This is a genomic window from Variovorax sp. YR216 (genome assembly GCF_900107745.1).
In the GTDB taxonomy this organism is placed as follows: Bacteria; Pseudomonadota; Gammaproteobacteria; order Burkholderiales; family Burkholderiaceae_C; genus Variovorax.
Genome location: NZ_FNRO01000029.1, coordinates 1 through 26,933, shown reverse-complemented (window position 1 = coordinate 26,933; position 26,933 = coordinate 1). Strand labels below are relative to the sequence as shown.

At 66.3% G+C, this 26,933-nt stretch carries 26 protein-coding genes; 13 read left to right on the top strand and 13 right to left on the bottom strand.

Annotated elements, in window-relative coordinates:
* The first annotated feature begins 2 nt into the window (after positions 1-2).
* Both BLW05_RS33885 and BLW05_RS33880 read left to right on the top strand, forming a co-directional pair.
* Complete coding sequence (locus BLW05_RS33885) at positions 3-1,202, top strand: ATP-binding protein (RefSeq protein WP_093169096.1); 1,200 nt, start codon at positions 3-5, stop codon at positions 1,200-1,202.
* A gap of 146 nt (positions 1,203-1,348) precedes the next feature.
* Complete coding sequence (locus BLW05_RS33880) at positions 1,349-2,581, top strand: O-antigen ligase family protein (RefSeq protein WP_256330634.1); 1,233 nt, start codon at positions 1,349-1,351, stop codon at positions 2,579-2,581.
* Between the two features lie 18 nt (positions 2,582-2,599).
* Here the strand turns inward: BLW05_RS33880 and BLW05_RS33875 are convergent, their stop codons facing one another.
* From BLW05_RS33875 to BLW05_RS33865, 3 genes are read right to left on the bottom strand one after another with little or no spacing between them, the layout of a single operon-like run.
* Positions 2,600-3,037: a hypothetical protein gene (locus BLW05_RS33875; RefSeq protein ID WP_093169094.1), complete on the bottom strand. Its 438-nt coding sequence runs from the start codon at positions 3,035-3,037 to the stop codon at positions 2,600-2,602.
* Positions 3,038-3,042: 5 nt separating this feature from the next.
* Positions 3,043-3,255 carry a zinc-finger domain-containing protein gene (locus tag BLW05_RS33870; RefSeq protein WP_093169092.1) on the bottom strand — a complete coding sequence of 71 codons (213 nt, stop codon included), beginning with the start codon at positions 3,253-3,255 and terminating at the stop codon, positions 3,043-3,045.
* 5 nt (positions 3,256-3,260) lie between these two features.
* Complete coding sequence (locus BLW05_RS33865; protein WP_093169090.1) at positions 3,261-4,199, bottom strand: branched-chain amino acid transaminase; 939 nt, start codon at positions 4,197-4,199, stop codon at positions 3,261-3,263.
* A gap of 235 nt (positions 4,200-4,434) precedes the next feature.
* On the opposite strand from BLW05_RS33865, the gene BLW05_RS33860 reads away from it, so the two are divergent.
* Positions 4,435-5,427: a recombination-associated protein RdgC gene (locus BLW05_RS33860; RefSeq protein WP_093169088.1), complete on the top strand. Its 993-nt coding sequence runs from the start codon at positions 4,435-4,437 to the stop codon at positions 5,425-5,427.
* Positions 5,428-5,442: 15 nt separating this feature from the next.
* On the opposite strand, the gene BLW05_RS33855 is transcribed toward BLW05_RS33860, so the two are convergent.
* Entirely contained in the window at positions 5,443-5,934 is a 492-nt protein-coding gene (locus BLW05_RS33855) for a glycerate kinase (protein ID WP_371127016.1), read from the bottom strand.
* Between the two features lie 122 nt (positions 5,935-6,056).
* Between BLW05_RS33855 and BLW05_RS33850 the strand changes: the two genes are divergently transcribed.
* On the top strand, positions 6,057-8,123 hold the full coding sequence (locus tag BLW05_RS33850; RefSeq protein ID WP_177142941.1) for a hybrid sensor histidine kinase/response regulator: 2,067 nt from the start codon (positions 6,057-6,059) through the stop codon (positions 8,121-8,123).
* Between the two features lie 25 nt (positions 8,124-8,148).
* Here the strand turns inward: BLW05_RS33850 and BLW05_RS33845 are convergent, their stop codons facing one another.
* Both BLW05_RS33845 and BLW05_RS33840 read right to left on the bottom strand, forming a co-directional pair.
* Entirely contained in the window at positions 8,149-9,498 is a 1,350-nt protein-coding gene (locus BLW05_RS33845; RefSeq protein ID WP_093169084.1) for a type II toxin-antitoxin system HipA family toxin, read from the bottom strand.
* Between the two features lie 3 nt (positions 9,499-9,501).
* Complete coding sequence (locus BLW05_RS33840; RefSeq protein WP_093169082.1) at positions 9,502-9,774, bottom strand: helix-turn-helix transcriptional regulator; 273 nt, start codon at positions 9,772-9,774, stop codon at positions 9,502-9,504.
* A gap of 207 nt (positions 9,775-9,981) precedes the next feature.
* Between BLW05_RS33840 and BLW05_RS33835 the strand changes: the two genes are divergently transcribed.
* On the top strand, positions 9,982-11,937 hold the full coding sequence (locus BLW05_RS33835; protein ID WP_093169080.1) for a putative Ig domain-containing protein: 1,956 nt from the start codon (positions 9,982-9,984) through the stop codon (positions 11,935-11,937).
* Positions 11,938-12,106: 169 nt separating this feature from the next.
* Here BLW05_RS33835 and BLW05_RS33830 read toward each other — a convergent pair whose 3' ends face one another.
* Entirely contained in the window at positions 12,107-13,225 is a 1,119-nt protein-coding gene (locus BLW05_RS33830) for a peptidyl-alpha-hydroxyglycine alpha-amidating lyase family protein (protein ID WP_093169079.1), read from the bottom strand.
* 107 nt (positions 13,226-13,332) lie between these two features.
* Between BLW05_RS33830 and BLW05_RS33825 the strand changes: the two genes are divergently transcribed.
* Positions 13,333-13,977, top strand: coding sequence for a CinA family protein (locus tag BLW05_RS33825; RefSeq protein WP_371127015.1), 645 nt, complete (start codon positions 13,333-13,335; stop codon positions 13,975-13,977).
* Positions 13,978-14,078: 101 nt separating this feature from the next.
* On the opposite strand, the gene BLW05_RS33820 is transcribed toward BLW05_RS33825, so the two are convergent.
* The 5 genes from BLW05_RS33820 to BLW05_RS36230 all read right to left on the bottom strand — a co-directional run bounded on the left by BLW05_RS33820 (position 14,079) and on the right by BLW05_RS36230 (position 19,954).
* Entirely contained in the window at positions 14,079-15,047 is a 969-nt protein-coding gene (locus tag BLW05_RS33820; protein ID WP_093169075.1) for a tripartite tricarboxylate transporter substrate binding protein BugE, read from the bottom strand.
* A 557-nt stretch (positions 15,048-15,604) separates the two neighbouring features.
* Positions 15,605-15,958, bottom strand: coding sequence for a hypothetical protein (locus BLW05_RS33815; RefSeq protein WP_093169073.1), 354 nt, complete (start codon positions 15,956-15,958; stop codon positions 15,605-15,607).
* Between the two features lie 302 nt (positions 15,959-16,260).
* Positions 16,261-18,372: a PKD domain-containing protein gene (locus BLW05_RS33810; protein ID WP_143045013.1), complete on the bottom strand. Its 2,112-nt coding sequence runs from the start codon at positions 18,370-18,372 to the stop codon at positions 16,261-16,263.
* 67 nt (positions 18,373-18,439) lie between these two features.
* Positions 18,440-19,627, bottom strand: coding sequence for an AraC family transcriptional regulator (locus BLW05_RS33805; protein WP_093169068.1), 1,188 nt, complete (start codon positions 19,625-19,627; stop codon positions 18,440-18,442).
* Positions 19,628-19,792: 165 nt separating this feature from the next.
* Entirely contained in the window at positions 19,793-19,954 is a 162-nt protein-coding gene (locus tag BLW05_RS36230; protein ID WP_177142940.1) for a hypothetical protein, read from the bottom strand.
* 55 nt (positions 19,955-20,009) lie between these two features.
* Here BLW05_RS36230 and BLW05_RS33800 point away from each other — a divergent pair, with 55 nt between their 5' ends.
* Positions 20,010-20,690: a peroxiredoxin-like family protein gene (locus BLW05_RS33800; protein WP_093169066.1), complete on the top strand. Its 681-nt coding sequence runs from the start codon at positions 20,010-20,012 to the stop codon at positions 20,688-20,690.
* 11 nt (positions 20,691-20,701) lie between these two features.
* Here BLW05_RS33800 and radA read toward each other — a convergent pair whose 3' ends face one another.
* Positions 20,702-22,093, bottom strand: coding sequence for a DNA repair protein RadA (gene radA, locus BLW05_RS33795; protein ID WP_093169064.1), 1,392 nt, complete (start codon positions 22,091-22,093; stop codon positions 20,702-20,704).
* 106 nt (positions 22,094-22,199) lie between these two features.
* Between radA and BLW05_RS33790 the strand changes: the two genes are divergently transcribed.
* From BLW05_RS33790 to BLW05_RS33765, 6 genes are all read left to right on the top strand, one after another.
* Positions 22,200-22,595 (top strand): MAPEG family protein, encoded by a 396-nt coding sequence (locus BLW05_RS33790; protein WP_093169062.1) that lies wholly within the window; start codon positions 22,200-22,202, stop codon positions 22,593-22,595.
* Between the two features lie 134 nt (positions 22,596-22,729).
* Positions 22,730-24,562 (top strand): phospholipase D-like domain-containing protein, encoded by a 1,833-nt coding sequence (locus BLW05_RS33785; protein ID WP_256330633.1) that lies wholly within the window; start codon positions 22,730-22,732, stop codon positions 24,560-24,562.
* A gap of 105 nt (positions 24,563-24,667) precedes the next feature.
* A complete protein-coding gene (hpaR, locus tag BLW05_RS33780) occupies positions 24,668-25,099 on the top strand; it encodes a homoprotocatechuate degradation operon regulator HpaR (RefSeq protein ID WP_093169060.1) in 432 nt (143 codons plus the stop codon).
* Positions 25,096-25,716 carry a fumarylacetoacetate hydrolase family protein gene (locus tag BLW05_RS33775; RefSeq protein ID WP_093169058.1) on the top strand — a complete coding sequence of 207 codons (621 nt, stop codon included), beginning with the start codon at positions 25,096-25,098 and terminating at the stop codon, positions 25,714-25,716. Before hpaR ends, BLW05_RS33775 begins: the two co-directional genes overlap by 4 nt.
* Positions 25,713-26,465, top strand: coding sequence for a fumarylacetoacetate hydrolase family protein (locus BLW05_RS33770; protein WP_093169056.1), 753 nt, complete (start codon positions 25,713-25,715; stop codon positions 26,463-26,465). Before BLW05_RS33775 ends, BLW05_RS33770 begins: the two co-directional genes overlap by 4 nt.
* A 130-nt stretch (positions 26,466-26,595) precedes the next feature.
* A partial coding sequence (locus BLW05_RS33765) for an aldehyde dehydrogenase family protein (RefSeq protein ID WP_143045012.1) occupies positions 26,596-26,933 on the top strand: 338 nt, incomplete at its 3' end.

The following is a 26,933-nucleotide window of genomic DNA, read 5'->3' as shown; positions in this document are numbered from 1 at the left end:
CGATGCTGCTGAACCTCTACCGGCGCCACCTGTACGTCCGCATCTGGCTCGCGGTCGTGGCGGGCGTCTTCATCCTGACGCTCACCGCCAACTGGATCGTGCGCGAAGCCGCCGAATACGAGCGCGAGCGCCTCGCGCCCGTCCCGCGCGACGTCGTGGTGCTCGACGACCACGACCGCCCCATCGGGCGCGGCAAGGCCCTGCGCGTGCCCGGGCAGGGCCTCGACTTCGACGTCGACCTGGGAGACGGACGCAACATCACCTTGCGCGTCGGCCCCCGGCCCCAGATGGGTCCTGGCGGCCCGGGCGGCCCGGGCCTGGCGCCCTGGCGCTCGCCGTTCGGCCTCGGGTGGATGGTGGCGCTCATCGGCGTCGCCGTCGCACTGGGCGTCTACCCGATCGTGCGCCGACTCACCAAGCGGCTCGAAGAGCTGCAGCGCGGCGTGCAGCGCTGGGGCGAAGGCGATCTCTCGATGCGTGTCGCGCAGGACGGGCAGGACGAAGTGGCCGACCTGTCGAAGCGCTTCAACCTGGCGGCAGCCCGCATCGAGGAACTCGTGCGCTCGCACAAGTCGCTGCTCGCCAACGCCTCGCACGAACTGCGCTCCCCGCTCGCGCGCATCCGCATGGGCCTCGAACTGATGGGCGGCGAACGCCCGAGCGAGGCCGCGCGCGAGGAGATCTCGCGCAACATCGCCGAGCTCGACCAGCTGATCGACGAGATCCTGCTGGCCAGCCGGCTCGATGCGAAGGAAGCGGACATGGGTACGGTCGAGACAGTGGACCTCACCGGTCTCGCTGCCGAGGAGTGCGCGCGGGTCGATGCAGACCTCGAAGTGAGCGAAGGCACCCACAGCGACGCCCTCACGGTGCGCGGCGTGCCGCGGCTGCTGCGCCGCGCGATCCGCAATCTGCTCGAAAACGCGCGCCGCTATGGTGCCGGCGACACCACGGTCGAACTCGCGAGCCGCGGCGGCGCCGCCGAGATCCGGGTCAACGACCGCGGGCCCGGCGTGCCCGCCGCCCTGCGCGAACGCATCTTCGAGCCCTTCTACCGCCTGCCCGGCGCCAGCGAACGCCACGGCGGCGTCGGCCTGGGGCTCGCGCTGGTCAAGTCCATCACCGAACGCCACGGCGGCAGCGTCCGCTGCGAAGACCGTCCGGGCGGCGGCGCGAGCTTCGTCATTACTCTGCCCCACTAGCCACCAGTCCCCCAAAAGGCCGGCGTGAGCCAGGCCCGTTCGCGAAACACCGCGGAACCGGCTTGGCCGGGCCGCTGGTGTTGCCCCCGGTAGGGGGTGCAGAGCCACACGAAGTGGGCGAGGCTGGGGGCGAGCAATAATCTTTTATGAAATCGAACATCGTCCGCCCCGCCGCAATGTTCTGGGGCCTCACGGTGTTCATGCCCGTCGGCGTCACCTACGTTGCAGCGGTCCTCCTGCTCATCACGCTGTTCGCGGCCGGTGGCCTGCGCGAGCGCGCCTTGCGGCTGCGCAGCAATCCCATGTGGTGGCCGGTCGTCTTCTACGTGGCGTGGACGCTGATCGTGCTGGCCATCGGGCCGCACTATCCGCAGACCGGGTCGAACCTGGGGCACGGGCTGCGAATCGCGGCCACGGTGCTCATGGCACTGGCGCTCACCGATGAGGAGGCCATCTGGGCGCTGCGCGGCTTCTGGATCATCGGGCTCGTCAACATCGTGATGATCGGGCTGTATTACTCGGTCGGCTTTCCGGTGCTGGAGCCCTGGCGCGGGGTGCTGATCCTCGTGGGCAACAAGTCGATCAGCAATGCGCTGCTCTTCACCATCATGGCGGCGACGGCTGTGGTGTTCGGCCTCAAGTCGCTCATGGAGCACCGGCCATGGCGTGTGCTGGCAGCCCTCGCGCTGGTGCTGGCCGTGATCGCGATCATCACCCTGACCCTGATCTCGCGCACTTCGCTGCTTGCGCTGCTGATCGCTTCGGCTGCGGCCTGCGTGCACAAGTGGCGCCGGCAGCTCAAGGTGCTCGCGGTGGCGATCGTGATCGGCAGTGCGGTGGTTGCCGTGGGGATCTGGAATTCGCCGGGCGTGCAGCAGAAGTTCGAGCTCGGCATGCAGGAGCTCGAAGCCGCGCAGGCCGGCTCGGTGTCGGAAGGCAGCTGGGTGGTGCGCTACTACATGTACCGCGACACCGCGCGCATGATCATCGACCGCCCGCTCACCGGCTGGGGCATCGGCGGGTGGACCGAGCAATGGCATCTGCGCGGGCCGAAGCTGCTCGCTGACTACAACATGCCGCACAACGACTTCCTGTGGATGGGCTCGCAGGCGGGTGTCCTGGGTTCGCTGAGCCTGCTGGCGATCGTGCTCACCGCGATCTGGCTGGCGTGGCGGCGCGACGATGTCGCGGGGCGCTACGCCTTTGTCGCGACGCTGGTCCTGCTGATCGCCACCAGCCTCAATTCCGCGCTTCGCGATGCGCAGATCGGGCTTTCGATCCTGTGGGTGTCGATGGTGTACCTGCGGCTCGCGCAGGCACCGGGCGATTCATGGCGCGGCCTCTTGCCGCAGAGGTTTGCGGCGCGGCTTCAGACCTGAAGGGCTGTCGATCAGCCGTCAGGCAGACCGCTCGTAGCCCACGAACGGACCGAAGAACACCGTGTCCTTCGACATGGCGGCGGCCAGCTCCTCGCGCCGCGGAAGCTCGTCGATGAACTCGGGCCAGCACTGCGCGATGTGCTGCGCCCAGTCGTCGAGTTCGATGCGGGAGACCGGACCCTGCGTTCCCAGGAACTCGAAGCCCTTGGCGGTGAGCCGGGTGATCGCGAGCCGCGTGGCAGCCTCCTGGTCCGCGGCGGTCACATAGGCCGAGACATACGCGCCAGCCAGCCCGGACGACAGTTTGTTGCTGGAGCCGCGCCCGACCTTGACGTTGACAAGGAACAGGCCCCGCGCAGGCAGAGGCAGTGCCCGCGCACGGCGCCGGCCCCTGAAGATGCCGAAGAGCGGTCTCGCCCGGGTGGTGCCTCCACCCGCAACGTGAAGGAGACCCATGGACTTCAGTGGTGGCTGCCGGCCACTTCACCCGCCTTGAGGCGGTAGACCGTGCCGCAGTACGGGCACTTGGCTTCGCCGAGGCGCGCGACGTCGAGGTAGACCTTGGGATGCGCACTCCAGAGCTGCATGTCGGCCTTGGGATTCGGGCAGAACACGCCGCCCTGGTCGTTCAGGTCTTTGGCGAGCAGTTCGATGACGGCTTTGGGGGACGACATGTTCTTCAGACTTTGGTGAGCCAGTGGGCGTACTTGGGATTGCGTCCGTTCACGATGTCGAAGAACGCGTTCTGGATTTTCTCGGTGACCGGGCCGCGCGAGCCGATGCCGATCTGCACGCGGTCGAGTTCGCGGATCGGCGTGACTTCGGCCGCGGTGCCGGTGAAGAAGGCTTCGTCGGCGATGTAGACCTCGTCGCGCGTGATGCGCTTTTGCACGACTTCGACGCCGAGGTCCTTGCAGATGTGCAGGATGGTGTTGCGGGTGATGCCGTTGAGCGCGCCGGCCGACAGGTCAGGCGTGTACACCACGCCGCCCTTGACGACGAACACGTTCTCGCCCGCGCCTTCGGAGACGAAGCCGGCCGCATCGAGCAGCAGCGCTTCGTCGTAGCCGTCTTCCGTCGCTTCCATGTTGGCGAGGATCGAGTTGCTGTAGTTGCTCACCGCCTTGGCCTGCGTCATCGTGATGTTGACGTGATGGCGCGTGTAGCTCGACGTCTTCACGCGGATGCCCTGCTTGAGGCCTTCTTCGCCGAGGTAGGCGCCCCACGACCAGGCAGCGACCATCGCGTGGATGCTGTTGCCCTTGGGGCTTACGCCGAGCTTTTCGGAGCCGATCCACACCAGCGGACGCAGGTAGCAGCTCTCGAGGTTGTTGACGCGCACCACCTGCTTCTGCGCCTCGTTGACCTGTTCCTGCGAGAACGGGATCTTCATGCGCAGGATCTTGGCGCTGTTGAACAGGCGCTCGGTGTGCTCCTGCAGGCGGAAGATCGCGGTGCCATTGACCGTGTTGTAGGCGCGCACGCCCTCGAAAACGCCGCAGCCGTAGTGCAGCGTGTGGGTCAGCACGTGGATCTTGGCGTCGCGCCAGTCCACGAGATCGCCATCCATCCAGATCTTGCCGTCACGGTCGTCCAGTGCGGGGGGCAGCGCGCTCATGTTCTTTGTCCTTCGCGGGAGGGGTATGTCGCAAAAGCTGACGATTTTACGGCCGAGCCCAATCCCGACGCACCGACAATGCTCGGCTTTGCCTTCCACCGCACTGCGCGCGCCCACGGAACTGGCGCGGCCAAAGCCAGGGCACTCGCGGAACCGGCTCTGCCGGGCCGCTGAGTGCTCCCCCTCGAGGGGGAGCGCCAGAGGCGCATGGGGGAGTTTTTATGAAAGGGTTTCCGTGTCCGTTTTCAAGAACGTCATCGTCTACCGCATCGAGACCACCTGGTCGCAGCCGCTCGAAGAGGTCCAGCAGGGCCTCGATGCCCAGCGCTTCGTCCCCTGCGGCCCCTCGCAGGAGAAGTCCATCGGCTGGGTCGAGCCGCGCGGCGAAGCGCATGGCCCGCTGGTCGAATCGGTGGGCGGGCAATGGCTGCTCGAATTCATGATCGAGAGCAAGACGCTGCCGGCCTCGGTGGTCCGCCGCAAGGTCGAGGAGCGCGCCGCGCAGATCGAGGCCACCACCGGACGCAAGCCGGGCAAGAAGGAAAAGAAGGAACTCAAGGAAGACATCACCCACGAGCTGCTGCCGCTCGCCTTCACCCGCCATGCGCGCGTGGCGGTGTGGATCGACCCGCAATCGCACCGCCTGGTCGTGAACGCCAGCAACGCACAGCGCGCCGATGAAGTGGTCACGAGTCTCGTGAAGGCGCTCGACGGTTTCGCGGTCAGCCTCGTCAACACGCAGGTCGAGCCGGCTGCCGCGATGGCCGAGTGGCTGTCGAGCCAGGAACCGCCGGCCGGCTTCACCATCGACCGCGAATGCGAACTCAAGGCCAGCGACGAATCGAAGTCCGTGGTCCGCTACGCCAAGCACCCGCTGGACATCGACGAAGTCCGCCAGCACATCGCCAGCGGAAAGCGCCCGACGCGGCTGGCCATGACCTGGGACGACCGCGTCTCCTTCGAGCTGACCGAGGGCATGCAGCTGCGCAAGATCGTGTTCCTCGAAGGCACGCTGGACGACGCCCCGGCCTCGGGATCGGGGAAGGAGGACAACTTCGATGCCGACGCCGCGATTGCGACCGGCGAGCTCGGCCAGCTGGTGCCGGACTTGCTCGAAGCGCTGGGTGGCGAAATGCAGCTGGGTGCGGCGCCCGCTGCCGCATCGGCACCGGTGGCACCGGCCAAGGCTGAAGAAGAAGCGCTGGCCGACGAGTCCGCGCCGTTCTAGCGCGAAGTCAGGATTTCAGACCGGCGGACGCAGCGCGTCCGTCGCGCCGGGCTTGACCGCATCCGAAGCCGGCGCGTCGGCCTCGATCGCAGCACCCTCTTCTTCCGTCGACTCGGGCCGCACAAGCTTCCACTCGGTCAACTTGCCGTTGACGAAGGTCGCATCGACCCACGAACCGCCCGCGTCGGTCCAGCGAAAGACCTCGGGCTGCGTGTCCTTCGGCGAGCGCAGTTCGCCAATGGCACGGGTGAGCGCCACCACATGCAGCAGGTTCGCCTTGGGCTTGAGCTTGGCGTTGAGCATCACCGCGCTCGCGACCGTGCCGATCGGGCGATCGGCCGCGCGCTTCAACACCTGGATCGCGCGGTTGAGATGCAGGAGCACGAACATCACCATCGCGCCCGCGACGAGCGCGACGCCCGCCCAACCGTAGCTGCGCCATGCGCCAGCGATCAATACGATGCCGACGAGGGGCACCAGGACTTTGCCGAAATTCATGGGCGCGATTGTCGCGCGTCCGAAACACCGGGCCGGTGCCGGTGCCCCTGATCAATTTCGGGCGTTCATCTGACAACCGCGCCGAGCGGGATCGCCGCACAATTTGCAACATCCCCACCCCTGCGCGGCTCATGCACCAAGCGTCGTCTCCCGCACCCTGGCCTCTCGCGGCCGGGAATGCCGCTTCCTGCATTCGCGCGCTCAACGCCGGCAACTCGCCGCTCGGGCCACCGGGCGACTGGCCCGCGGCCCTGCAGACGGTCGTCGATCTCATGCTGACGTCGCAGGCGCAGATCGTGCTCTTCTGGGGCCCGCAGTACTGCGCGCTTTACAACGACGCCTACGCCCCGACCATCGGCGACAAGCACCCCGCCGCAATGGGCCGACCCGGCCGCGAATACTGGAGCGAACTCTGGGACGACCTGTGCCCGCTGCTCGACCGCGTGCTCCTCGGGGGCCAAACCGTGGCCGCACGAGACCGCCCCTTCCAGATCAACCGCCATGGCCACATGGAGGAGGTGTTCTTCGACATCTCCTATTCGCCAGTGCGGCTGCCGGACGGCAGCGTTGGCGGCGTGCTGTGCATCGTCAGCGAAACCACCGACCGCGTGAACGCCACCCGCCGCCTCGCCGCGAGCGAAGCGGAGCTGGAACAGCGCGTGCAGGAACGCACCCGCGACCGCAACCGCCTCTGGCAGCTCTCCACCGACCTGCTGGTCGTCACCTCGCTGGAGGGCCGCGTGGTGGCGGTCAACCCGGCCTGGCAGACCACGCTGGGCTGGAGCGAATCGGACCTGGTCGGCACCTCGATCCTCGACCGGGTCGCGCCGCCGGACGCGCCTGCCGTTTCCGGCGAACTCGCGCGGCTGGCTCAGGGCAATCACGCATCCCGCTTCGAATGCCGGCTGCAGCACAAGGACGGCAGCCTGCGTGTTCTGTCATGGACCGCGGTGCCCGACGACCGCTTCGTCCATGCGGTCGGGCGCGACGTGACCGCGCTGCGCGCCTCCGAACAGCGCACGCTCCACAACCAGAAGATGGAAGCCATCGGCCAGCTCACCGGCGGCATCGCGCACGACTTCAACAACATGCTTCAGGGCATCACCGGCGCGATCGAAATCATCCGCCGCCGCATCGCCATCGGCCGCACCCAGGACCTCGACCGCTTCGTCGAAACCGCCGCCACCTCCGCTCAGCGCGCCGCCGCGCTCGTGCAGCGGTTGCTCGCGTTCTCGCGGCGCCAGTCGCTCGACCCGCGGCCGGTGGACGTGAACGCGCTCATCCGGTCGATGGAAGAACTGATGCGCCGCTCGCTCGGCGAACAGGTCCGCCTGTGCGTCGACCTCACGCCGGGCGCGGTGCTGGCGATCGGCGACGAGAGCCAGCTCGAAAGCGCGATCCTCAACCTCTCGATCAATGCGCGTGACGCGATGCCGCGCGGCGGCGACCTCACCCTCTCCACGGAAGAAGTCGTGCTGCCCCCTTCGGCCCAGCGCGAGATCGACGGCGTCCTGCCCGGCCGCTACATCGCCCTGCGCGTCGCCGACACCGGCACCGGCATGACGCCGGACGTGCTGGCGCGCGCCTTCGACCCCTTCTTCACCACCAAGCCGATCGGGCAAGGCACCGGCCTCGGGCTGTCGATGGTCTACGGCTTCGCGCAGCAGTCGCGTGGCCATGTGCAGATCGACAGCGCACCCGGGCGCGGCACCACGGTCACGCTGCTGCTGCCGCGCGCCGCGCACGCGGCCGCCAGCGTCGAGGTGCCAATGCTCGATCCGCTGCCGCAAGGCAACGGCGAATTCGTGCTCGTCGTGGAAGACGACCCGAGCGTGCGCCTCTTCGTGCTCGAAGTGCTGGCCCAGCATGGCTATCGCGCGCTGGAGGCGGCCGATGGGAATGCGGCGCTGCCGTTTCTGATCGAGCAGCGGCTGCATATCGACCTGCTCGTCAGCGACGTCGGGCTGCCCGGCATGAACGGCCGGCAGTTGGCGGAACAGGCTCGCCAGTACCGGCCTGGGCTCCCGGTGCTGTTCATGACCGGCTATGCCGAATACGCGCTCAACCGGTCGGAGTTCCTTGGCGAGGGCATGCAGATGATCAGCAAGCCCTTTGCGCTGGACGCGTTCGTGCACAAGCTGCGCGAGATGGTGAGGGAGCGGCCGGCGGGGCATCAAAAGGGAGCGGCCGCGTCTTAGCGCGGCTTCGTTCGCGCGCGCACGCTTACCCGGCAAGCTTTGCCGCGGCACTCTGAAGTCCTTCCAGAATGCTTTCGGCCACGGCCCGCGGAAAGGCATCGGGCAATTGCGTGCGCACGGATTCGACCACCTGCGGCGTGCGCTCGACCAGGCTGTCGATCACGAATTGCGCCGCGCGGCCGTCGGCAGTCGTGACGCCATGGCGTTCGCCCAACGCGAGCCAATGGCGACGCTGGATCTCGCGCATCCTCCAATGGGCATTCTTCGAACGCACGGCCATGGCCATCTTCGCCTTGAAGGGCGATAGCTTTCCCAGCCCTGCCCCCAGGATCGGATAGGCCGACAACACGTCATACAAAGGCGTGAGTCGATACCGCCCCCCGGGGCGCAGGAACACGCTGAAGTTCTTCGCGTGGCCATCGGTGGCGCACAGCAGCCAGAAGACGATCTGCGCTTCGAAGAACGCGCGTCGATCGTCCTCGCGGGTGATGGCCCCATCCAGCACCTCCATGATGGCGTCGATACCCGGACCGCCTTCGACTTCGTACTTGGAGATGGGAGGCACGCCCTTCGCCTGGCACATGTCCTCTTGCGGCAGCCGCACGAGCCGGTTGTCTCCAGCAGGGCTCTTCCACCACATGCGGTCGAAGCGCTCGACCGACAGCACCTTCACGTCATCGAACCGAAGAGGCTCGCATGCCGCAACCGGCAACCCATAGGCCTTCAGGATCAACGAACAAAGCCACTCGTTCTCCACCGAATCGCGCATGTCGTACTTCATCCCGCCGATCAGGCCCATGGGAAGCTTGAGGATGTGCGTGGTCGGCGTATCGCCGTGGGGCAGGCACCACTGGCCGTCGAAACGAAGCAGCGCGGTTTTCTCCTGCGCGCCGGCGATCGAGATGCGGAAGTCTTCATCTTCATCGCCGCGACCCAGCAGCGTCGGCGACACCGTGTTGCGCAGCAATTGCGCGACGCCAGCCTCGTCCAGCGGCTTGGCCTGCACCGGCTGGATGCCGGCCGGCACGCTGCCGGGCGGAAGAATCTGCAAGGCGCCCACGCAGTCGCGTCCGATCTCCGCCAGCAGCTGGAAGGCATCGGTCGAACCCGTGCTGTATCGCCGCGCGATGCGCGCGCGGATGGCCTCGCTGTCGGGCAGCAGGTTCTCGAAATACGCCCGCACCTTGTCGCCTCGATGCGGAGCCCCGCCGGGCCTGAATGGCAGCGACAGCGACAACGGACGGCCCTGTTCGGAGGCCATCCATTCCGGGTCATAGGTGAGCACGTCACCCAGCTGCGGGTGGATGCGCCAGGTGCCGACACGGGCACCGTTCATCCAGAGGCCCAACTCGCGGGCATGCGAACGCCGGCCCATGGCTCACCAGTTCGGACGGGACGAATCGGCGCGGTCCGGAGGCACGCTCGCAGGCTGCGCGCCCTTGCGCAGCACCAACTCGACGCCCAGGATGCTGAGCAGTCGCATCAACCGGCCGGCACTCACCTTCTCGGCGTTGCGCTCGAGCGCGGACAGCGTTTGCTGGGTCACGCCCAGCCGCAGCGCGGTTTCGGCCTGGGTCAGGCCGGCCTGCTTGCGGAAGGCTTGCAGGAGTTCCGGGAGCTGCTCCGAGGTGCGGACGGTGAAGTCGGTCACGGGTGCCTCTGGGGATTGACGACTTACGCATCTTAGGCTGTATTTCGTTTTTACGCATTGTAATTTGTATTTTTTAAATACAGCTCAAACTCTGTATTTTCGATATACAGCCCTTGTGCTGTGGGTACGCACAAAAACACACCGCTGGACAGCCACCAGCGCCCCGGCTCATACTGCCGCCCCCTTTGAAGGGACAGGAGAGCCGGCATGAAGACGACATCGTGGCCAGGCGCCATGCGCCTCCTGGCATGGGCCCTGAGCATGCTGGCCCTGCTGTGCGTCAATGCCTGTGGCGGCGGTGGCGGCGGCTTCCCCATCCCCGGCACGACTTCACCGCCCGCGGGACTGCACTACGAGCGCAATGCCGTCGTCTACACGCTGGGTCGCCAGATCACGCCGAACGTGCCGAGCAGCAGCGGTGGCCAGATCCTCCGGTACGTCGTCCGTCCGGCATTGCCCGACGGGCTTCAGATCGACACGACGACGGGCGTCATCAGCGGCACGCCGAAGGTGGTGGCCGCCCCGACGCGCTACGCCGTCACCGGCATCAACTTCGTGGGCTCGGTGACGACAGGCGTGCTCATCGAGGTCAGGGCCAAGGCAGCGCCCCCGGTGAACCTGAGTTTCGAGAACCAGGATGCCGTCTACATCACGGGCCAGCCGATCCCGCCGAACCACCCCTCCGTCGACGGCGGCGACGTCGGCAGCTTTGCGGTGCAGCCAGCGCTGCCCGACGGGCTGACGATGGATCCCGTGACCGGCGTCATTTCCGGCACGCCCGGCCGGGTCGCCGCGCGGGCCAGCTTCACGGTGACCGCCAGCAACAGCGCGGGCTCGACGAGCGCCGTGCTGCAGATCGAAGTCCGCGACCCGCCGCTCGTGGCGCCCAGCTCGCTGCGCTACCAGCAACCGAATGCCCTGTACGCCACGGGCAGGCCCATCACCCCCAACCTGCCCAGCAGCACCGGCGGCCCGATCACCAACTTCTTCGCGACGCCATCGTTGCCCTTGGGGCTAAGCATCGACACCGCCACCGGGGTCATCTCCGGCACGCCGCAAGGCACGAGCGCTGCCACCGACTACACGGTGACCGGCAGCAACGCGGCGGGCGCGGTCTCCGCGACGGTCAGCATCGCGGTCGTGCTTCCCGGCACGGGCGTACCGGTCGGCGGCATGAGCAGCGCGCGCACCAACCACACCGCGACCCTGCTGAACTCCGGCCAGGTGCTTGTCGCCGGGGGCTACAACGACATCGACACCCTGGCCAGCGCGTTGCTCTACGTGCCTGGCACCGGGCAGCCGACGACCACCGGCTCCATGAGCACCACCCGCTTCTTCCACACCGCGACCCTGCTGCAGGATGGCCGCGTGCTGGTCGCGGGAGGCGAGGATCTCGGCGGCGCCTTCCGCTCGTCCGCGGAGATTTACAACCCCGCCACCGGCCAGTGGTCTTCGGCGGGCGCCATGAGCGTAGCCCGCAGCGGCCACACCGCGACGCTGCTGGCGGACGGCCGGGTGCTGGTCGCGGGCGGAACCAGCGGCAGCTTCCTCGCCTCGGCGGAACTGTTCGATCCAGCCACCGGCCAGTGGACGGCCACCGGCACCATGAACGCCGCTCGCAGCGTGTTCACCGCGACCTTGCTGCCGGATGGCCGGGTGCTGGTGGCGGGCGGAACCAACGGCAGCCCGCTCGCGGCGGCGGAGGTCTACCAGCCTGCCACCGGCCAGTGGACCGCCACCGCGGCGATGATTGCCGCCCGGCTGACGCATACCGCGACCCTGCTGCCGGACGGCACGGTGCTGGTGACCGGAGGAAACGGCGGCGCCGCTGGCGGCGGCTCTCTCGCGACGGCGGAACGCTACGACCCCGCCACGGGTGCCTGGACGGCCACCGGCGCGATGAGCGCCGGCCGCACCGGCGCCACGGCGACGTTGTTGGACGATGGCAGGGTGCTGAGTGCGGGGGGATACGACAGCAGCGGCACCACGCTGGCTTCGACGGAGGTGTACGACGCTGCGAGTGGGCAGTGGACCCGCACCGGGGCGATGATTCAGCCGCGGTACTTCCATACCGCGACGCTGCTGACGAACGGGAATGTGCTGATTGTGGGAGGGGCCGATGACCGTGCTTCTCTGGCAACGGCGGAAGTGCGCTTGCCTTGATGGCGGCGCAGGGTCTTGGTTCGGCACCGCGTTGGCAACGATGAGCCGCGACGTCGCGCGTGCCGCCCCAACGTAGAACAACCGCATTTCCTCCAGCGCGTCGCTATCCGCCGCTGCCGTTTGACTCCCTGCAACAGGCTGACGCGCCGGCGCGCGACGCCGACCGTGTTCATTTGGCAGCGAGAGGATGCAGCAACAGCTTCTGGACGCGCCAGTTCAGCAACTCACCCACGTACAGCGTATTCTCGTTGGGGCAGGCCATGCCGTGGATCCAGCCGAACTGCTTCAGTTGTTTGCCAGATTCGCCCAGCACGCCCAGCACCAGGCCGTCCAGCGTCATCTTGTAGATGCGGCCGGGAAAGGCATCGGACGCGAACAGCGTCTGCGGCTTGCCCGCCACCGGCGGCGTGATACACAACACCCAGGGCGAGCCAGGCATCATCAACTGGTTGACCACGCTGGGGTCGTCGATCTTCGACAGATCCGGCTTGCTGCCGATGGCGGGGCGCGCACCGGGGTCGACCGGCACATCAATCTTGATGATGCGCAGCACCTTGCCCTCGCCATCGAACACCTGAATGCGCCGGTTGCCGCGGTCAGCCACGTAGATGTTGCCGGCGGCGTCGGCGGCGATGCTGTGCGGCGTGTGCAGCTCGCCCGGCTTGTTGCCGCGCTCGCCCCACGACATCAGCCAGTTGCCGTCCCTGTCGGCCTTGGCCACGCGCGAGTTGATGTAGCCATCGCTGATATAGACATTCCCCTGAGGGTCCCAGGCCATGTCGGTGACCTGGCGGAAACGGCCGACGTCAGGCGCGAGCGGCGGATTGGGGTGTTCCAGCGGACCGGTCTCCTTGTCCGAGGCCTCCTGCTTGCGGCCGAACACCATACGCACGTGGCCGGCCGGATCGAAGCTGATGACCATGTCCGAGCCCTTGTCGGTGACCCATACGTTATCGTCCTTGTCCACCCGCACCATGTGGGCGAAAGACCACGCATACAGGTTCTTGCCGATCTCACGGACGAACTTGCCCTTGGCGTCGAACTCCATCAGCTGCGTGGCAGCCGCTGCATACGCCGGCCCCGAGGTGTTGCCGCGGCTGAGCACGAAGATGTGGCCCTTGGAATTGAGCGCCACCCCGCTGACCTCGCCCAGGTACATGTCCTTGGGCATTTGAATCGGGTTGGGCACCGAGTCGAACGGGATCTGCGGCACGTCGTGATTCTGGGCTGCCGCGCTGGCGACCCACGCGGTCAGCACTGCTGTGATTACACGATAGAGGTGTTCCATGCTGCCGTCTCCTTTAGTCGTTGTTGCGGAGCAAATTGTTCTAGCCTATCGCCTATTGGGGACAAGCGGGGTGCTGGCCATCGCTGACTGACCGTCAGCTTAGGACGATGCAAGAGACCGCTCAGGGTCCGAAGCTCCGGCGAACGCAACAGGCTACTGTCGGGCCAACTGCAGACGTTGGAGGCCACCGCCCAACGAATAGGTCGGTAGCATGTATTCAGTTCGCAGGCATAGCCATGAATACATCTCTTGGGGGCGACCTTCCAGCACTGGCAGTTCTCGCGGAACGCGTGGGTGCATGTTTGCGCAGGCGGGGAGAGTCGGTCGCGGTCGTTGAATCTTCTGCAGGAGGGCTCGTGTCCGCATCGCTTCTTGCGATACCCGGGGCATCCGCGTTCTACCTCGGAGGTGCCGTCGTCTATTCGAGGCGAGCTGGCCGGGCACTTTTAGGCCTGACCGCGGCCGACCTCGCGGGCATGCGTGGTGAAACCGAGCCCTACGCCCTGCTTGTCGCTGGGCGGATCCGCGATAGTCACCGCGCAACCTGGGGTCTCAGCGAAAGTGGTGCTTCAGGCCCGTCCGGCAGTCCGTATGGGGACCCACCCGGTCGAGTGTGTCTCGCGGTCGTCGGCGCGACGTCCGTGGCTAAGACCATCGAAACAGGGGGTGTCGAGCGCGCGACGAACATGGACATGTTCGCGCGGCACCTGCTCCAGCTTTTTGACGAGGTGCTGCGAGCACGTCCCGAATAGGTCTGACTTTTGCTGAACACCGTGCGGGGCAGATGGCGCAAACGACTGCTTCTGGGAGGAGTTCTCCGTCCGCAACCAGGCCGCCCTCGCGGCGCTGCGCATCAGTCTAGAGTGAGCTTCTGCTTGACGACCACGTTCTTGTAGACCGCGAGCTCTTCCTGCATCTGCTTGGCGAAAGCCTCGGGCGTGTCGGCCATGATGATGGAATCCGTCTCCTCGATGCGTTTGCGGATGGCGGGGTCCTGCAGTACCTTGCGCGTTGCGGCGTTGATCTTGTCAACAATGTCCTTGGGCAGGCCCTTGGGGCCCACGAGGCCGTAGTAGGCCATGCGGTTCACTTCTTCCAGGCCCACCTCCTTGAAGGTGGGCACGTCCGGCATGCTGGGCAAGCGGTTCGGCGCGGCCACGACCAGGGCGATGAGGCGCTTGTCCTTGATGAAGGGCAAGGACAAGGGCAGGTTGTCGAAGATCAACGGCACCTGGCCGGCTACTGCATCGTTGAGCGCGGGGCCCGAGCCGCGGTAGGGCACGTGCACGATTTCGGTGTGGGTGGAGAGCTTGAACATCTCCATCATCAGGTGCGTGATGCTGCCGGTGCCCGGCGTGGCATAGGTGTACTTGCCAGGCTCGCTCTTCACAGCGGCGAGGAAGCCCTTGTAGTCGTGAAAGGGGAGCTTGGTGTTGGCTGCGATCACGTTGGGCGTGGCCGCGATATTGATGATGGGCGTGAAGTCCGTGGCGACGTTGTACGGGATCTTTGGGTTGATCGCTGGATTGGTTGCCGTAGTGGACACGGTAGCCACACCGAGGTTGTAGCCGTCGGGCGTTGCGCGCGCCGTCTCGGCCGCACCGATGCTGCCGCCGCCACCGCCCTTGTTATCCACCACTATGGGTTGGCCCAGCTCTCGGCCCAGCGGGCCGGCCACGATACGCGCGATCAGGTCGGTGGTGCCACCCGGCGCAAAAGGCACGAGCAGGTGAATGGGTTTGTTGGGATAGACGGACTGTGCATGCGCGGCGGTGGCGCAAAGGGCCAGCGCGCCGAGGGTCAAACCACTGCGACGGAACATGCTGGTCTCCTGCTGTTGTTGTCGTCGATTTGAGGCTGGTGCCAAGGTGTCGATTCTAGGGTTTCCTTAGGTGAGCAAGCTCAGTACGTAGCACACCACCAGGCAGGTATAGACGCATAGCGGTCAGCCTCCGTCTCCAGTGCGGTCCGGACCGTATGGCTTCCCGCACTGGAGGAGTCCCGCATCCGTCCCTTCACATCAAGGTGCCCCATCGCGTTCGCGACCGCGCGGCAATAGGCACTTGGCCAGTGCTCCGGTCCGTTAGATGAGGTGCGTCACGCCCGTGTGTCGGCCAGCGATGTGGCCAACGAACACCATGGCCGAACGACTGCTCTTCGCCGGGCACGAGGACCGCAACGGGCCCCATCTGCGACATCCACAACTCCCAAGCGAATGCCAGCACCCCAGTCTGAAGCGGTAAACACGCAACGACAGCGCACGGCGACTGCCGCTTCGTCGCGCACCGACAGGAGGCCGAAGCGCGCCGCAGGCAGACGCTCCAACCAACGTTGAACGATCAGCCCAGTCGCCAGTTGCGACCGGGCTTCAATCGACTCTCAGTGCAACGCCTCCCGCACCGACTCAATCGCATCGGTCACCGTCTGTATGCGCCGCACCATCTCCGCATTGACCACCTCCATCAATGCGCTCAGCTCGAGCGGGTGGATGCGGAACTCATCCACTTCCAGCGGGCTGAGGGGCGTCAAGAGGTTCTGCACGCAGTCGTACGCGCGATGCGCCGCGCGCAAGTTGTTGAACTCGTCTTCGACGAGCAGCGCGGCATCGCTGACCTTCCTCCTCGCTGACTTCCGGAACGCGGCATTCGTCGAGCGTCGGCGCCCGACCGCTTTGCGCTTGCCGGACTTGGAAACGTTGGGCGAACGCCCACCTTTGCGATCTGTCTTGGCCATTTTTTCGGCCTCCCTGAGGTTGCGGTTTGCAGAAACCGCCGCCCGCGAGACCAATCGAGGGCGGCAGCTCGACGAGTTGGTCTACCGGGCAACCTCTTGCGAGAAACCGGCCGGGCTCGCGCCCGCCCGTCGAGCCGCCATAAGGGGGCACGACGCGGCGAGGCCGCAAAACCTTGCAGACAGAACTGCGACCTTCGCCGCAGAGATTGCACGGGAGACCAATCCCGATCGCGCCCTTTTTCGACGCGACGCGCGCAGTATGCCAGCGCTACTGCACCCGCCTGCGTCGAGGCCTCACCTCCTCAAGGCACCTGCGTCTGCGACATCGCCGAATTGCCCGCGCCATCCCAGGCAGTGACCTCGACGATGCCGTTGCGCGGCAGCCGGTTGCACACCGCGGTCAGGCCCTGAGGCGTCTCTCCATCGGGACAGCTCCAGCGGGCCGCCAGCAACTGGCCCTGGCCGCCGGTGCCCCGCAGACTCAGTTGCGTCTTGGTCGCGTCGACGTCCGAAACCACCGCGTTGATCGCGACGGAAAAGGCCGGAAGGATCGTGAGCGTCTGGCTCCAGGAGCGGGAGTTCCCGGTGTTGCTGTCGGTGACCTTGGCCGTGACCTTGTAGGAGCCGGGTGTCGTGAAGGCGTGGGACAGGCGATCCTGGCTGTTCGAGGTGACAGCGCCGGAGTTGTCGCCGAAGTCCCAGGCGATCGCGCTCAGCACATGGTTCGGCTGCTGGAAGTTGCTCTGGGGTTGCGCTGTGGAGCCATAGAAGCTGATGCTCGTCGGCGTCGAGGCGATCCGGGTCGAATAGAACTGGATGCCGGGCAGGTTGGCCACCGAGCTGTCGTAGGCCGCCTTCACGACGTCCTTGGCGGGCTTGACCGTGAAGCCGAGCGCGGCTGCATTGGCATAGGCGCCATCGGCAGTGAGTTGCGCCAGGTCCGGGCCGACGTTGTACTTCGCGAAGTCGCCGGACCCGAACTGCAGGGTGGTGTAGTCGCTCGGCGACCAGTTGTAGCCCAGGAAGTCACCCGCCAGTCCTACGACATTGACCGACTGCGCATCGAGCACCTCGCCGCGGACGGTGTCATTGACTTCCGCGAAGGCTTCACCCGGGTTGCTGATGTAGAGCAGAGGGCCGATTCTCAGCGCCGTCGTGTAGGTGCCGAGCGATGTCGACCCGCTGCCGCCGACCGAGCAATTGCCCACGCACCAGGGCGCCGTCAGCGCGCGCGGAACGGAGCAGTTGCCGCCCAGCGCCGCATTGCAGCTCGGCCCGCCCAGGCCCGCGGCCGGCGCGTTGTACTTCATCAGGTTGAGCAGGCCCTGGTTGTATTGGTTGGTACCGACCGTGATGCTGGGCAGCAGGGTCTCGGAACTTCCGAGGGTGTCGCTCTTCAGCGGCGCCGCCTTGGCCATGGCCAGGCGCAGGGCGTTGAGGACGTACTGCCCCTGGTAGCTCACTTCCGCATAGTCGGCGTTCGTGCCCGGCGATTCCTGCCGGCCCAGGGTTCCCGAGCCGACGACACTGACGCCGCCGATGGTGGCGTCCATCTGGTGGCGGACATAGCCGGGCACGTCGGCCGAGAAGCCCTGCGTGACCGCACCGTTGAACGGCCGGAATTCGTCCGGGTGGTTGGGGATGTTGACGTACAGCGCGTTCGTGGCGCCCGTCTCGGGATCGCGCGCCCAAAGGACGGGCATTCTTGCATCGACGGCAAAGCCGTCGACATGGTCCGTGCCCTGGCCGTTCTGCCAGATGATGGAGCTGATGTCGCCGTTGGCAGTCCAGAGTTCCGAGGTCTTGAGGTTGGCCGCTGCGGTGTCCACCGCCTGCACCACCGCATCGTGGACCTTCTTGAGGTAGGTCTTGTTCGCCGGACCCATGAGCCCCCAGATGCCCACGAGGGTCGGCGTCGCGTGCGAGTGCGTGGTCGAGACCATCACCGCCGAGCGGTCGACGTTGAAGCCGCGAACGGACAGCGCTTTCGCGGCATCCACGCGCGAGCCGAACTGCCCGTTGCCGACGTCGGCGTCCTGGTACTCGGCGAACCAGCCGGTGCTGTCGACGACGGCGAAGGCCACGGCCTTGTCGCCCTTGGCGACCACGAAGGCGCGAACCTCGAGCGGGTCGTTGCTGACCTGGATCGGGGGCTTGCCGGGATCCGAGTAACCGCCGACGTACACCGGTGCGTCGGGCGCGACGCTGACCGTGGCCGCACCGACCTTGAACAAGGCGTTGGGGGTGGCAGCGGGCGCGGTGGGCTGCGCGACCGGCGCGGTGGTCGACACAGGCGCGGCGGTCGGGGCCGATGCCGAGGGCGTCGTGGGCAATGCAACGTTCGAGGAACTTCCACCGCCACACCCGGCGAGCAACGCCATCGCGACACAACCTGCCAAGGTTGTCTTTCTCATCTTTCTGTCTCCAGCTAGTAGTTCATTCAACGCGGGCTTGTCTCTGCCAAATCCGCGCCGAACCACTCTAGAGGCGGCTCGGCCGACGCCCCACGACTTCTGGTGCCAGCGTTTTTGCCTTTGGTGACACGGACGTGGATGTCTCGCCCGGCAGGGCCAACCCGGCATCGACCCAGCGTTGGAGGTCGCTGGGACTGATGCCGAACCAGCGCTGCACGGCCCGGCCGAGGACGGCGCCGTCCGCATAGCCGAGGTCTTCGGCGATCTCGGCGAGGGTGAGCGAATGCCCGATCGGGTTCGATCGCCGATCGGCCAGCCGGCGCAGGAGCCTCTGCCTGCGGCTGGCATCGACCAGTTCACTGAAGCTGGTGTGCTCCGCGCTCAGGCGGCGAGCGATCGTGCGCCGCGACATGCCAAGCTGCTCCGCAACCTGCTCCAGCTTGTAGTTCGTCGACGGTCCGGTCCGGAACAGCTGCTCGATGCGCGAGCTGATCGAGGGCGACCATCCTCGATGGCGCTCCGCCTCTTCACAGGCCTGCCAGGCGAGGAGGCGATCCGGCCCCGAGGCCGTGGGAAGCGCCATCGCCGCCAGCGAACCGGGAAACGAGAAATAGGGCCAGCCCGCGCTCTTTGCGACCGAGACGCCCTGTTCGGCCCAGATGCGCGTTCCGCGGGCCATGGAGCCCGGCAGGTGCAGCTTCATAGCACGGGACGCACCACCGCACAGGTCCCGTATCGACTTGCAAAGCATGGCCAACAGGAACTCCAGCGTGAAACGCTCCACGTCGCCGAGCGATACCAGCGGCCGAACATGCAGCTCGACGTGCTGGCCGCGGGCGCGCAACCTGAGATTCAGGACGGCCAGGCGCAGCGGCGCGAAGCGCACCAGGCCTTCGAGCGCCTGGCGGAGGTCGGCAGAGCTCACCATCAGGTAGGCCAGCGGGCCGTGTGACAGCAGCGGCACCTGTCGGCCCAGTCGCATAGGCAACCCGGGTCGTGATGCCATTCGGTCGAGACTCAGCATGACGCTGCGCCAGACGGCCAGTGACATCGGGACATCACTCCGTTGCAACTGGCTCGCCTCCAGCCCCAACGGTGCCAGACAGGGCCCAAGGTCGATGCCCTCAGCCGCGGCCGCCGTGACGAGCAGCCGCAGGTAGGCCGGATGAACCAGGGGCAGGTTCAGATCCAGAGGGGCTGCAGCAGGCTCTGCAATGGACGAAAGGGGTGGGCACTCGGCCGGTTCGAAGGACACGGGAAGGTCGCGTATCGGCCCGGCACATCGCGAAGGACCGCAAGCGGTGTCGGGCAGGCGTCCGGTGGGTTAACCAGGACGTTCGGAGGATGCCCGAGCAAGGCCTGCCCCGCCCCCTCCTTGCAGGAGGGGAACGGACGCGAGCGATTCGGGCCCACTCCGGCTTCAGTGCAACGCCTGTCGCGCCGACGGGATCGCATCGGTCGCCATCTGCATGCGCCGCCCCACCTCTGCATTGACCACCTCCATCAACGCCCACAGCTCGTTCGGTTGAACGAGGAATTCCTCGAAGTCGTGCCGATGGCACCATACGTTGTGCCCCGCCACGACAAGTGCTACGGTCTACCGCCTCGCCGGCACCGCTCGATGAAGGAGGTCGCCCATGGGAGCACCGCTATTCCCCCTGCAACGGGGCGATCCCGCGCCTGAGTTCGTGCTGCCCGCAGCGAGCCAGGAGGGCATGGTCGCTCTTGCGGACCTGCGCGGCAGCCCCTTTCTCATCGGCCTCTTCCGTGGCCTGCATTGCCCCTTCTGCCGCCGCCAGGTGATGCAGTTGGCCGCTCAGGACCCGGCCCTGCGTGCGGCCGGGGTCAAGACGGTGGCGGTGATCAATACGCCCGTGGAGCGTGCCCGCCAGTACCACCGCTTTCGGCCGACGCCGCTGCTGATCCTCTCCGACCCCGAGTGCCGCACGCACGAGGCCTTCGGCGTGCCGCGCGCCGCGTTCCAGTCACCCGACAGCACCGAGCCGCCGCAATGGCCGATGCGCGCGAGCATCGCGGAGTTCGAAGCGGCCCGGATCAACCCGACCGGCGAGTTGCCGGAACCGACGCAACCCATGGCGGCGAACGCCGCGCTCAATGCCAAGGACGGCTTTGAACTGGAGCCGGTCGACAACGAAATCATGGCCAGCTATGGCACGCAGCTCGTCGGGCACTTCCTGGTCGATCGCGCCGGCAGGATCGCCTGGCGGCACATCGAAGCGCTGGATAGCCCGAATAACCTCTGCTCTCTGCCCAATGCTGCGGAGATCGCGGCTGCGGTCGACGCGCTGGGTGCGTGACTTTCGCGTGGCTACTGCATCTGTCTCACGATATCCAGCGCCTCCTCGATCCGCTCCACCGCGTGGATCGTCAGCCCCTCGATCTCCTTCGCGCCCTTCTTCGGCGCGTTGGCCTTGGGCACCACCGCCACGCTGAAGCCCAGCTTGGCCGCTTCGCGCAAACGCTCCTGTCCGCGCGGCGCGGGGCGCACTTCGCCAGCCAGCCCCACTTCGCCGAATGCGATGAAGCCTTTGGGCAGCGGCTTGCCGCGCAGGCTCGATGTGATCGCGAGCATCACTGCCAGGTCGGCCGCCGGTTCGCTGATGCGCACGCCGCCGACCGCGTTGACGAACACGTCCTGGTCCATGCAGGCCACGCCCGCGTGCCGGTGCAGCACGGCGAGCAGCATCGCGAGACGGTCGCGGTCGAGGCCCACTGACAGGCGCCTCGGGCTCGGGCCGCCGTTGTCGACCAGCGCCTGGATCTCGACCAGCATCGGCCGCGTGCCTTCGAGGGTGACGAGCACCACGCTGCCGGGCACCGGCTCCGCATGCTGGCTCAGGAAGATGGCGCTCGGGTTGGTCACGCCCTTGAGGCCGCGCTCGGTCATCGCGAAGACGCCGATCTCGTTGACCGCGCCGAAGCGGTTCTTGATGGCGCGCACCAGGCGAAAGCTCGAATGCGTGTCGCCCTCGAAGTACAGCACGGTGTCGACCATGTGCTCCAGCACGCGCGGGCCGGCGAGCGCGCCTTCCTTGGTCACGTGGCCGACGAGGACCACGGCCGTGCCGCTGGCTTTCGCGAAGCGGGTGAGATGCGCCGCGCATTCGCGCACCTGCGCAACCGAGCCGGGCGCGGAGGTCAGCTGGTCCGAGTACACGGTCTGGATCGAATCGATGACCGCGATGGTGGGCCGCGTGGCGTCGAGCGTGGCGATGATCTTTTCGAGCTGGATCTCGGCGAGCACCTGCACCTGCGAACGGTCGAGCCCCAGTCGCCGCGAGCGCAGCGCGACCTGCGCCCCGCTTTCCTCGCCGGTGACGTAGAGCGCATTGCGGCCCATGTTCTGCAGCGCATCGGCCGCCTGCAGCAGAAGTGTGGATTTGCCGATGCCCGGGTCGCCGCCGATCAGCGTCACGCCGCCATCGACGATGCCGCCGCCGAGCACGCGGTCGAGTTCTTCCATGCCGGTAGGGGCGCGCGCGACGTCGGCGGCTTCGATTTCAGAAAGTGTGGCCAGCTCGGCCGCCCCTCCGAGCGAGGCGAACTGGGTGCCGAAGCGGTTGTTGGCCGCGCCGGCCGCCGGGGCCGCGACCTGTTCGATCAATGTGTTCCATGCGCCGCAGCTCGGACATTTGCCGAGCCACTTGGCGCTCGTGCCGCCGCATTCGGTGCAGACGTAGATTGTTTTTTCCTTGGCCATGGGTCGAGTGTAGGGAGGCCGTCCGGTCGGGCGGGCGATAGGTACAAACCCCGGCGTGGCGGCCCACCTTCCCGCCTATCGTGGGCGCGCCCACCAGGAGTTCGAAATGACCCACACCCTCGCGCTCGTGATCTACATGGCAATCCTGACCTGGCTCGCGCTGCTTGTCGCGAGCCTGATCCGGGTGAAGGGATGGACGCCCTCCGGCACCATGATCGCGCTGGGCAATCGCGAGAACCTGCCCGCGGCCACGCCGTTCGCGGGTCGGGCCGAGCGCACGGCGCGCAACACGTTGGAGAACTTCGTGTTCTTTGCCGCGATCGCCCTGGTTGCGCATGCAACGGGCGCCACCAGTCCGAAGGTGGCCACGGGCGCGGAGATCTTCTTCTGGGCGCGCGTGCTCTACATCCCGGTCTACTACGCCGGCATCGCCTATCTGCGCACGGCGATCTGGGTGGTCAGCATCGTGGGACTGGCGATGATGATTCTCGCCATCTGGTAGCCGGGAGTGGACCGCGCCGGCCACTGCTTGAGTCAGCGCTTGGTCATCGCCAATATTGATGATGGAGCGGCGCGCGCCTTGGCGTGCAATTGCCGTGCACAGCCAACATCGACAACCAACGTGTGGAGATGAGGATGACCGCTTCTGTTTCGAAGAAAACCGCAGGGCTCTCAGTCCGGGCCTATATCGGCGACGCCAAGACGCTCCTGGCATTCGACATGCCGGAGAACAAGACCAGGGACCTGGTCGGATTCACGATCGAGGTCGAGCCGGAGGGCCAGACGCCCTATTACCTGCACAACACGCTGACCTTCGCGTCGCCGCCGGACCACGCCCAGGATCCCAAGCAGCCGCCCGGCTCCAGCCTGAACGCGCCGTTCCAGAAGTTCCGCTGGCTGCATGTGCCGGGGTCGATCCATCAGGGGCTGCAGCCTTTCATGGGGATGTACACATACACGGTGACGCCGCGCTACGTGGATGACAAGCAATCGATGCAGCCGCTGGACCCGAAGCTCAGCGTCGCCGTCAAGGTTCCGGTTCAGCCGTTCGAGCTGGACGGCCTGAAGCTCGGCTTCACGCGCGGGTACGTGCAGTCGCAGGGCTTCCTGAATCACTTCGGGCCGAAGGCGCTGATCCGCCCGGCGGGCAACGAGCTCCAGTTCGACACGTCCCAGATCTCGGGCTCGAACGCCGCCGGCCAGCAGTACACCTTCGAGGAGGAATACGAGTGGCTCGGGTTCACCGCGCGCAGTCGCGTCATGGATCTGTTGGACGAGGTGCTCGCAGACGGCAAGCTGACGGTCGATGTCTTCGCCTACGACCTGAATGAGCCGACCGTGATCGAAAGCCTGCTCGCGCTCGCCAAGGTCGGACGGGTCCGTGTGATCCTGGACGACGCCGCGCTGCACCACGATAAGGCCATGTCCAAGCCCGAGGATCAGTTCGAGACGCTCTTCACCAAGGCGAAGAAGAACGGCTCGGCCATCAAGCGTGGGCATTTCAAGCGGTTCGCGCACGACAAGGTCTTTGTGGTGCGAGACGTCGCGGGCGGCGCTGCGAGCAAGGTCCTTTGCGGGTCGACCAATTTCTCGGTGACCGGGATGTACGTCAACTCGAACCATGTGCTGGTCTTCGACGATGCGAACGTCGCCGGGGAATACGCGAAGGTCTTCGATGCCGTGTGGGAAGGCGATGTGAGCGGCCCGGTGTTCGTGAAATCGCCGCTGTCCAGCCAGAACTTCGACTTCAAGCTGTCGCCCAGGATCGCGGGAGACATCAGCTTCGCGCCGCATTCGCCGCAAATGGCCACCTCCGTGCTCGACGCCGTCGCGGGCCGCATTGCGCAGGAGGGGAAGAAGTCCAGCGGCAAGGCCAGCGTGCTGTTCGCGGTGATGGAGATGGACAACGGAACGAGCCCCGTCTACACGTCGCTGAGCGAGCTGCACAAGGACCAGAAGATCTTCAGCTACGGCATTTCGGACAACCCGTCGGGCATTGCGCTCTACGAGCCCGGCAAGACGACCGGGGTGCTCGTGACCGGAAAGCCGAGTTCGACCATCCTGCCGCCGCCCTTCAACCAGGTGCGCAGCGTGGGGCTCGGCCATCAGATTCATCACAAGTTCGTGGTGTGCGCATTCAACGACGACAACCCGACGGTGTATTGCGGCTCGTCGAACCTTGCATTGGGCGGAGAAGAAAGCAATGGCGACAACCTGATCTGCCTGCAAGGCGAGGAAGTGGCCACGGTGTTCGCGCTCGAAGCCATTGCGCTGGTCGATCACTTCCAGTTCCTCGATCGCTATGCGGCCAAGAAGGGCCAGAAGGAGCCGCTGACGTCGGCTGCGCCAGCCGCCAAGGACTTCGCCGCCAAGACGGTGAAATGGTCGCTTCGCACCACGGGCGATTGGGCCAAGGCCTACTTCGACGCGTCGGACCTCAAGTTCGTCGACCGCCAGCTTTTCGCCTGACGACACGGCGGCACGCGCCGCAAAGAAATCCGGAGCACTCAGGGTTAACCCGGGGTGCATCCTTGCGCCTAATATTTAACATGTTAAATAATCCGAGAGACAACGATGAGCACCGCTTTCACGCACCGCAATTTGCCGCGCCTGCTTCTGCAGGCGCGCGAAGCCGTGATGGCGCACACGCGCCCGAGCCTGCGCGAGCATGAGCTGTCGGACCAGCAGTGGCGCGTGCTGCGCGTGCTCGGCGAACACGGCGCGGTGGAAACCGGCCGCGTGGCGCGCGAGGCGTTCATCCTCGGCCCGAGCCTCACCGGCGTGCTCGCACGCATGGAGCGCGACGGACTCATCACGCGCAGCCGCGATCCGCAAGACCAGCGCTGCACCGTCATCGAGGCAACGCCGCACGGGCGCAAGCTGGTGAAGCGGCTCTCGGTGAGCATCGAGGCGCACTACAAGTGGATGGAAGAGTCGCTCGGCAAGGAGAAGCTCACCCATCTCTATGCGCTGCTCGACGAATTGATTGCACTGGAGCAACCATGAGCTTTATTCCCACAGGCACGGTCTACGGCGTGCTCCTCAACTTCCACGCGGAAGTCGAGGCGCTTGCGCCGCTGATGACGCAGGCGCCATACAAGGCACCGCCCAAGGCGCCCATCCTCTACGTGAAGACGGCCAACACCTGGAGTCCGAGCGGCAGTGCGATCACCGTGCCGTCGCAGGTCGATGCGGTGGAGGTCGGCGCGACGATCGCGATGGTGATCGGTCCGGACAACGACGTCGAAGGCTTCGTGCTGATGAACGATCTGTCGATCCCGCACGCGAGCTTCTTCCGCCCGCCGGTCAAATACAAATGTCTCGACGGCTTTCTCGGCATCGGACCCGCGATGCGCGATGCGGAGGAAGCCGATCCGGCGCAGTTCAAGCTCGAAGTGCGCATCAACGGCGAGTTGCGCCAGTCGGTCGATTTCTCGAAGACTGTGCGCAGCGCTTCTCAATTGCTTGAAGACGTCGGCGCATTCATGACGCTCGCCCATGGCGACGTGCTGATGCTCGGCTGCGATGCCGGCCGGCCGCTCGCACGCGCCGGAGACACCATCGAGATCAGCGCCCCCGGCTTCGAAACGCTGGTCAACACGCTCGTGAAGGAACAGGCATGAAGCGCGCACGCATCCTCTTCGAAGGCACGGCGCATGACGCGGTCGAAAGCGACGGCCAATTGCTGCTCGACGACGGCCGCCGCGTGGCGCTCGACGTGGTCACCTGGCTGCCGCCGCTCGCGCCGACGCCGCGCCCGCGCACCATCCTCGCGCTCGGGCTCAACTATGCGGATCACGCGAAGGAACTCGAATTCAAGGCGCCGGAAGAACCGCTGGTGTTCGTGAAGGGCGAAAGCACGCTCATCGGCCACCGCCAGCTGACCTATCGCCCGTCCGACGTGCAGTTCATGCACTACGAGTGCGAACTCGTGATCGTGGTCGGCAAGACCGCGCGCAAGGTCAAGCGCGACGACGCCTATGACTTCATCGGCGGCTACACGGTCGCCAACGACTACGCGATCCGCGACTACCTCGAGAACTGGTATCGCCCCAACCTGCGCGTGAAGAACCGCGACACCTGCACGCCGATCGGCCCGTGGCTGGTGGACGCCAAGGACGTGCCTGACCCGATGTCGCTCGCGCTTTCGACCACGGTCAACGGCAAGGTCACGCAGTCGGGCAACACGAAGGACATGATCTTCGATGCGCCCTTCCTCATCGAGTACTTCAGCAGCTTCATGACGCTGTCGCCAGGTGACCTGATTCTCACGGGCACGCCCGATGGCGTCGTGGATTGCCGGCCGGGCGACGTGATCGTCACCGAGATCGAACACATCGGCGCGTTGGTCAACACCATCGCCGCGGCATGAAGCCCACCCCCAGCCTCGCCCACTTCGTGTGGCTCTGCACCCCCTCAAGGGGGCGCACCCTTGCGGCCCGGCAAAGCCGGTTCCGCGGGTGCCCCCGATTGGGTCTGCCAAATCAACCGGATTGAATCCAATGCAAATCGACCATCTCATCAACGGCAAGCAAGTTGCGGGCCGCGACTACTTCCAGACCGTCAACCCCGCCACGCAGGAAGTGCTGGCCGAAGTCGCCGCAGGCGGCGAAGCCGAAGTCAATGCGGCCGTCGCGGCCGCGAAGGAAGCCTTTCCGAAGTGGGCCGGCATGCCCGCGCCCGAGCGCGCGAAGCTGATCCGCAAGCTGGGTGACCTGATTGCCAGGAACGTGCCCGAGATCGCGCAGACCGAGACCAACGACTGCGGCCAGGTGATCGCGCAGACCGGCAAGCAGCTCGTGCCGCGTGCGGCGGACAACTTCTACTACTTCGCCGAGAT

What these genes read in the sequence shown, in the direction of transcription:
- BLW05_RS33885 (WP_093169096.1), top strand. Translation starts at nt 3, where the DNA reads ATGCTGCTGAACCTCTACCGGCGCCACCTGTACGTCCGCATCTGGCTC.
- BLW05_RS33880 (WP_256330634.1), top strand. Translation starts at nt 1,349, where the DNA reads ATGAAATCGAACATCGTCCGCCCCGCCGCAATGTTCTGGGGCCTCACG.
- BLW05_RS33875 (WP_093169094.1), bottom strand. Translation starts at nt 3,037, where the DNA reads ATGGGTCTCCTTCACGTTGCGGGTGGAGGCACCACCCGGGCGAGACCG.
- BLW05_RS33870 (WP_093169092.1), bottom strand. Translation starts at nt 3,255, where the DNA reads ATGTCGTCCCCCAAAGCCGTCATCGAACTGCTCGCCAAAGACCTGAAC.
- BLW05_RS33865 (WP_093169090.1), bottom strand. Translation starts at nt 4,199, where the DNA reads ATGAGCGCGCTGCCCCCCGCACTGGACGACCGTGACGGCAAGATCTGG.
- BLW05_RS33850 (WP_177142941.1), top strand. Translation starts at nt 6,057, where the DNA reads ATGCACCAAGCGTCGTCTCCCGCACCCTGGCCTCTCGCGGCCGGGAAT.
- BLW05_RS33845 (WP_093169084.1), bottom strand. Translation starts at nt 9,498, where the DNA reads ATGGGCCGGCGTTCGCATGCCCGCGAGTTGGGCCTCTGGATGAACGGT.
- BLW05_RS33835 (WP_093169080.1), top strand. Translation starts at nt 9,982, where the DNA reads ATGAAGACGACATCGTGGCCAGGCGCCATGCGCCTCCTGGCATGGGCC.
- BLW05_RS33830 (WP_093169079.1), bottom strand. Translation starts at nt 13,225, where the DNA reads ATGGAACACCTCTATCGTGTAATCACAGCAGTGCTGACCGCGTGGGTC.
- BLW05_RS33825 (WP_371127015.1), top strand. Translation starts at nt 13,333, where the DNA reads ATGCAAGAGACCGCTCAGGGTCCGAAGCTCCGGCGAACGCAACAGGCT.
- BLW05_RS33820 (WP_093169075.1), bottom strand. Translation starts at nt 15,047, where the DNA reads ATGTTCCGTCGCAGTGGTTTGACCCTCGGCGCGCTGGCCCTTTGCGCC.
- BLW05_RS33815 (WP_093169073.1), bottom strand. Translation starts at nt 15,958, where the DNA reads ATGGCCAAGACAGATCGCAAAGGTGGGCGTTCGCCCAACGTTTCCAAG.
- BLW05_RS33810 (WP_143045013.1), bottom strand. Translation starts at nt 18,372, where the DNA reads ATGAGAAAGACAACCTTGGCAGGTTGTGTCGCGATGGCGTTGCTCGCC.
- BLW05_RS33800 (WP_093169066.1), top strand. Translation starts at nt 20,010, where the DNA reads ATGGGAGCACCGCTATTCCCCCTGCAACGGGGCGATCCCGCGCCTGAG.
- radA (WP_093169064.1), bottom strand. Translation starts at nt 22,093, where the DNA reads ATGGCCAAGGAAAAAACAATCTACGTCTGCACCGAATGCGGCGGCACG.
- BLW05_RS33790 (WP_093169062.1), top strand. Translation starts at nt 22,200, where the DNA reads ATGACCCACACCCTCGCGCTCGTGATCTACATGGCAATCCTGACCTGG.
- BLW05_RS33785 (WP_256330633.1), top strand. Translation starts at nt 22,730, where the DNA reads ATGACCGCTTCTGTTTCGAAGAAAACCGCAGGGCTCTCAGTCCGGGCC.
- hpaR (WP_093169060.1), top strand. Translation starts at nt 24,668, where the DNA reads ATGAGCACCGCTTTCACGCACCGCAATTTGCCGCGCCTGCTTCTGCAG.
- BLW05_RS33775 (WP_093169058.1), top strand. Translation starts at nt 25,096, where the DNA reads ATGAGCTTTATTCCCACAGGCACGGTCTACGGCGTGCTCCTCAACTTC.
- BLW05_RS33770 (WP_093169056.1), top strand. Translation starts at nt 25,713, where the DNA reads ATGAAGCGCGCACGCATCCTCTTCGAAGGCACGGCGCATGACGCGGTC.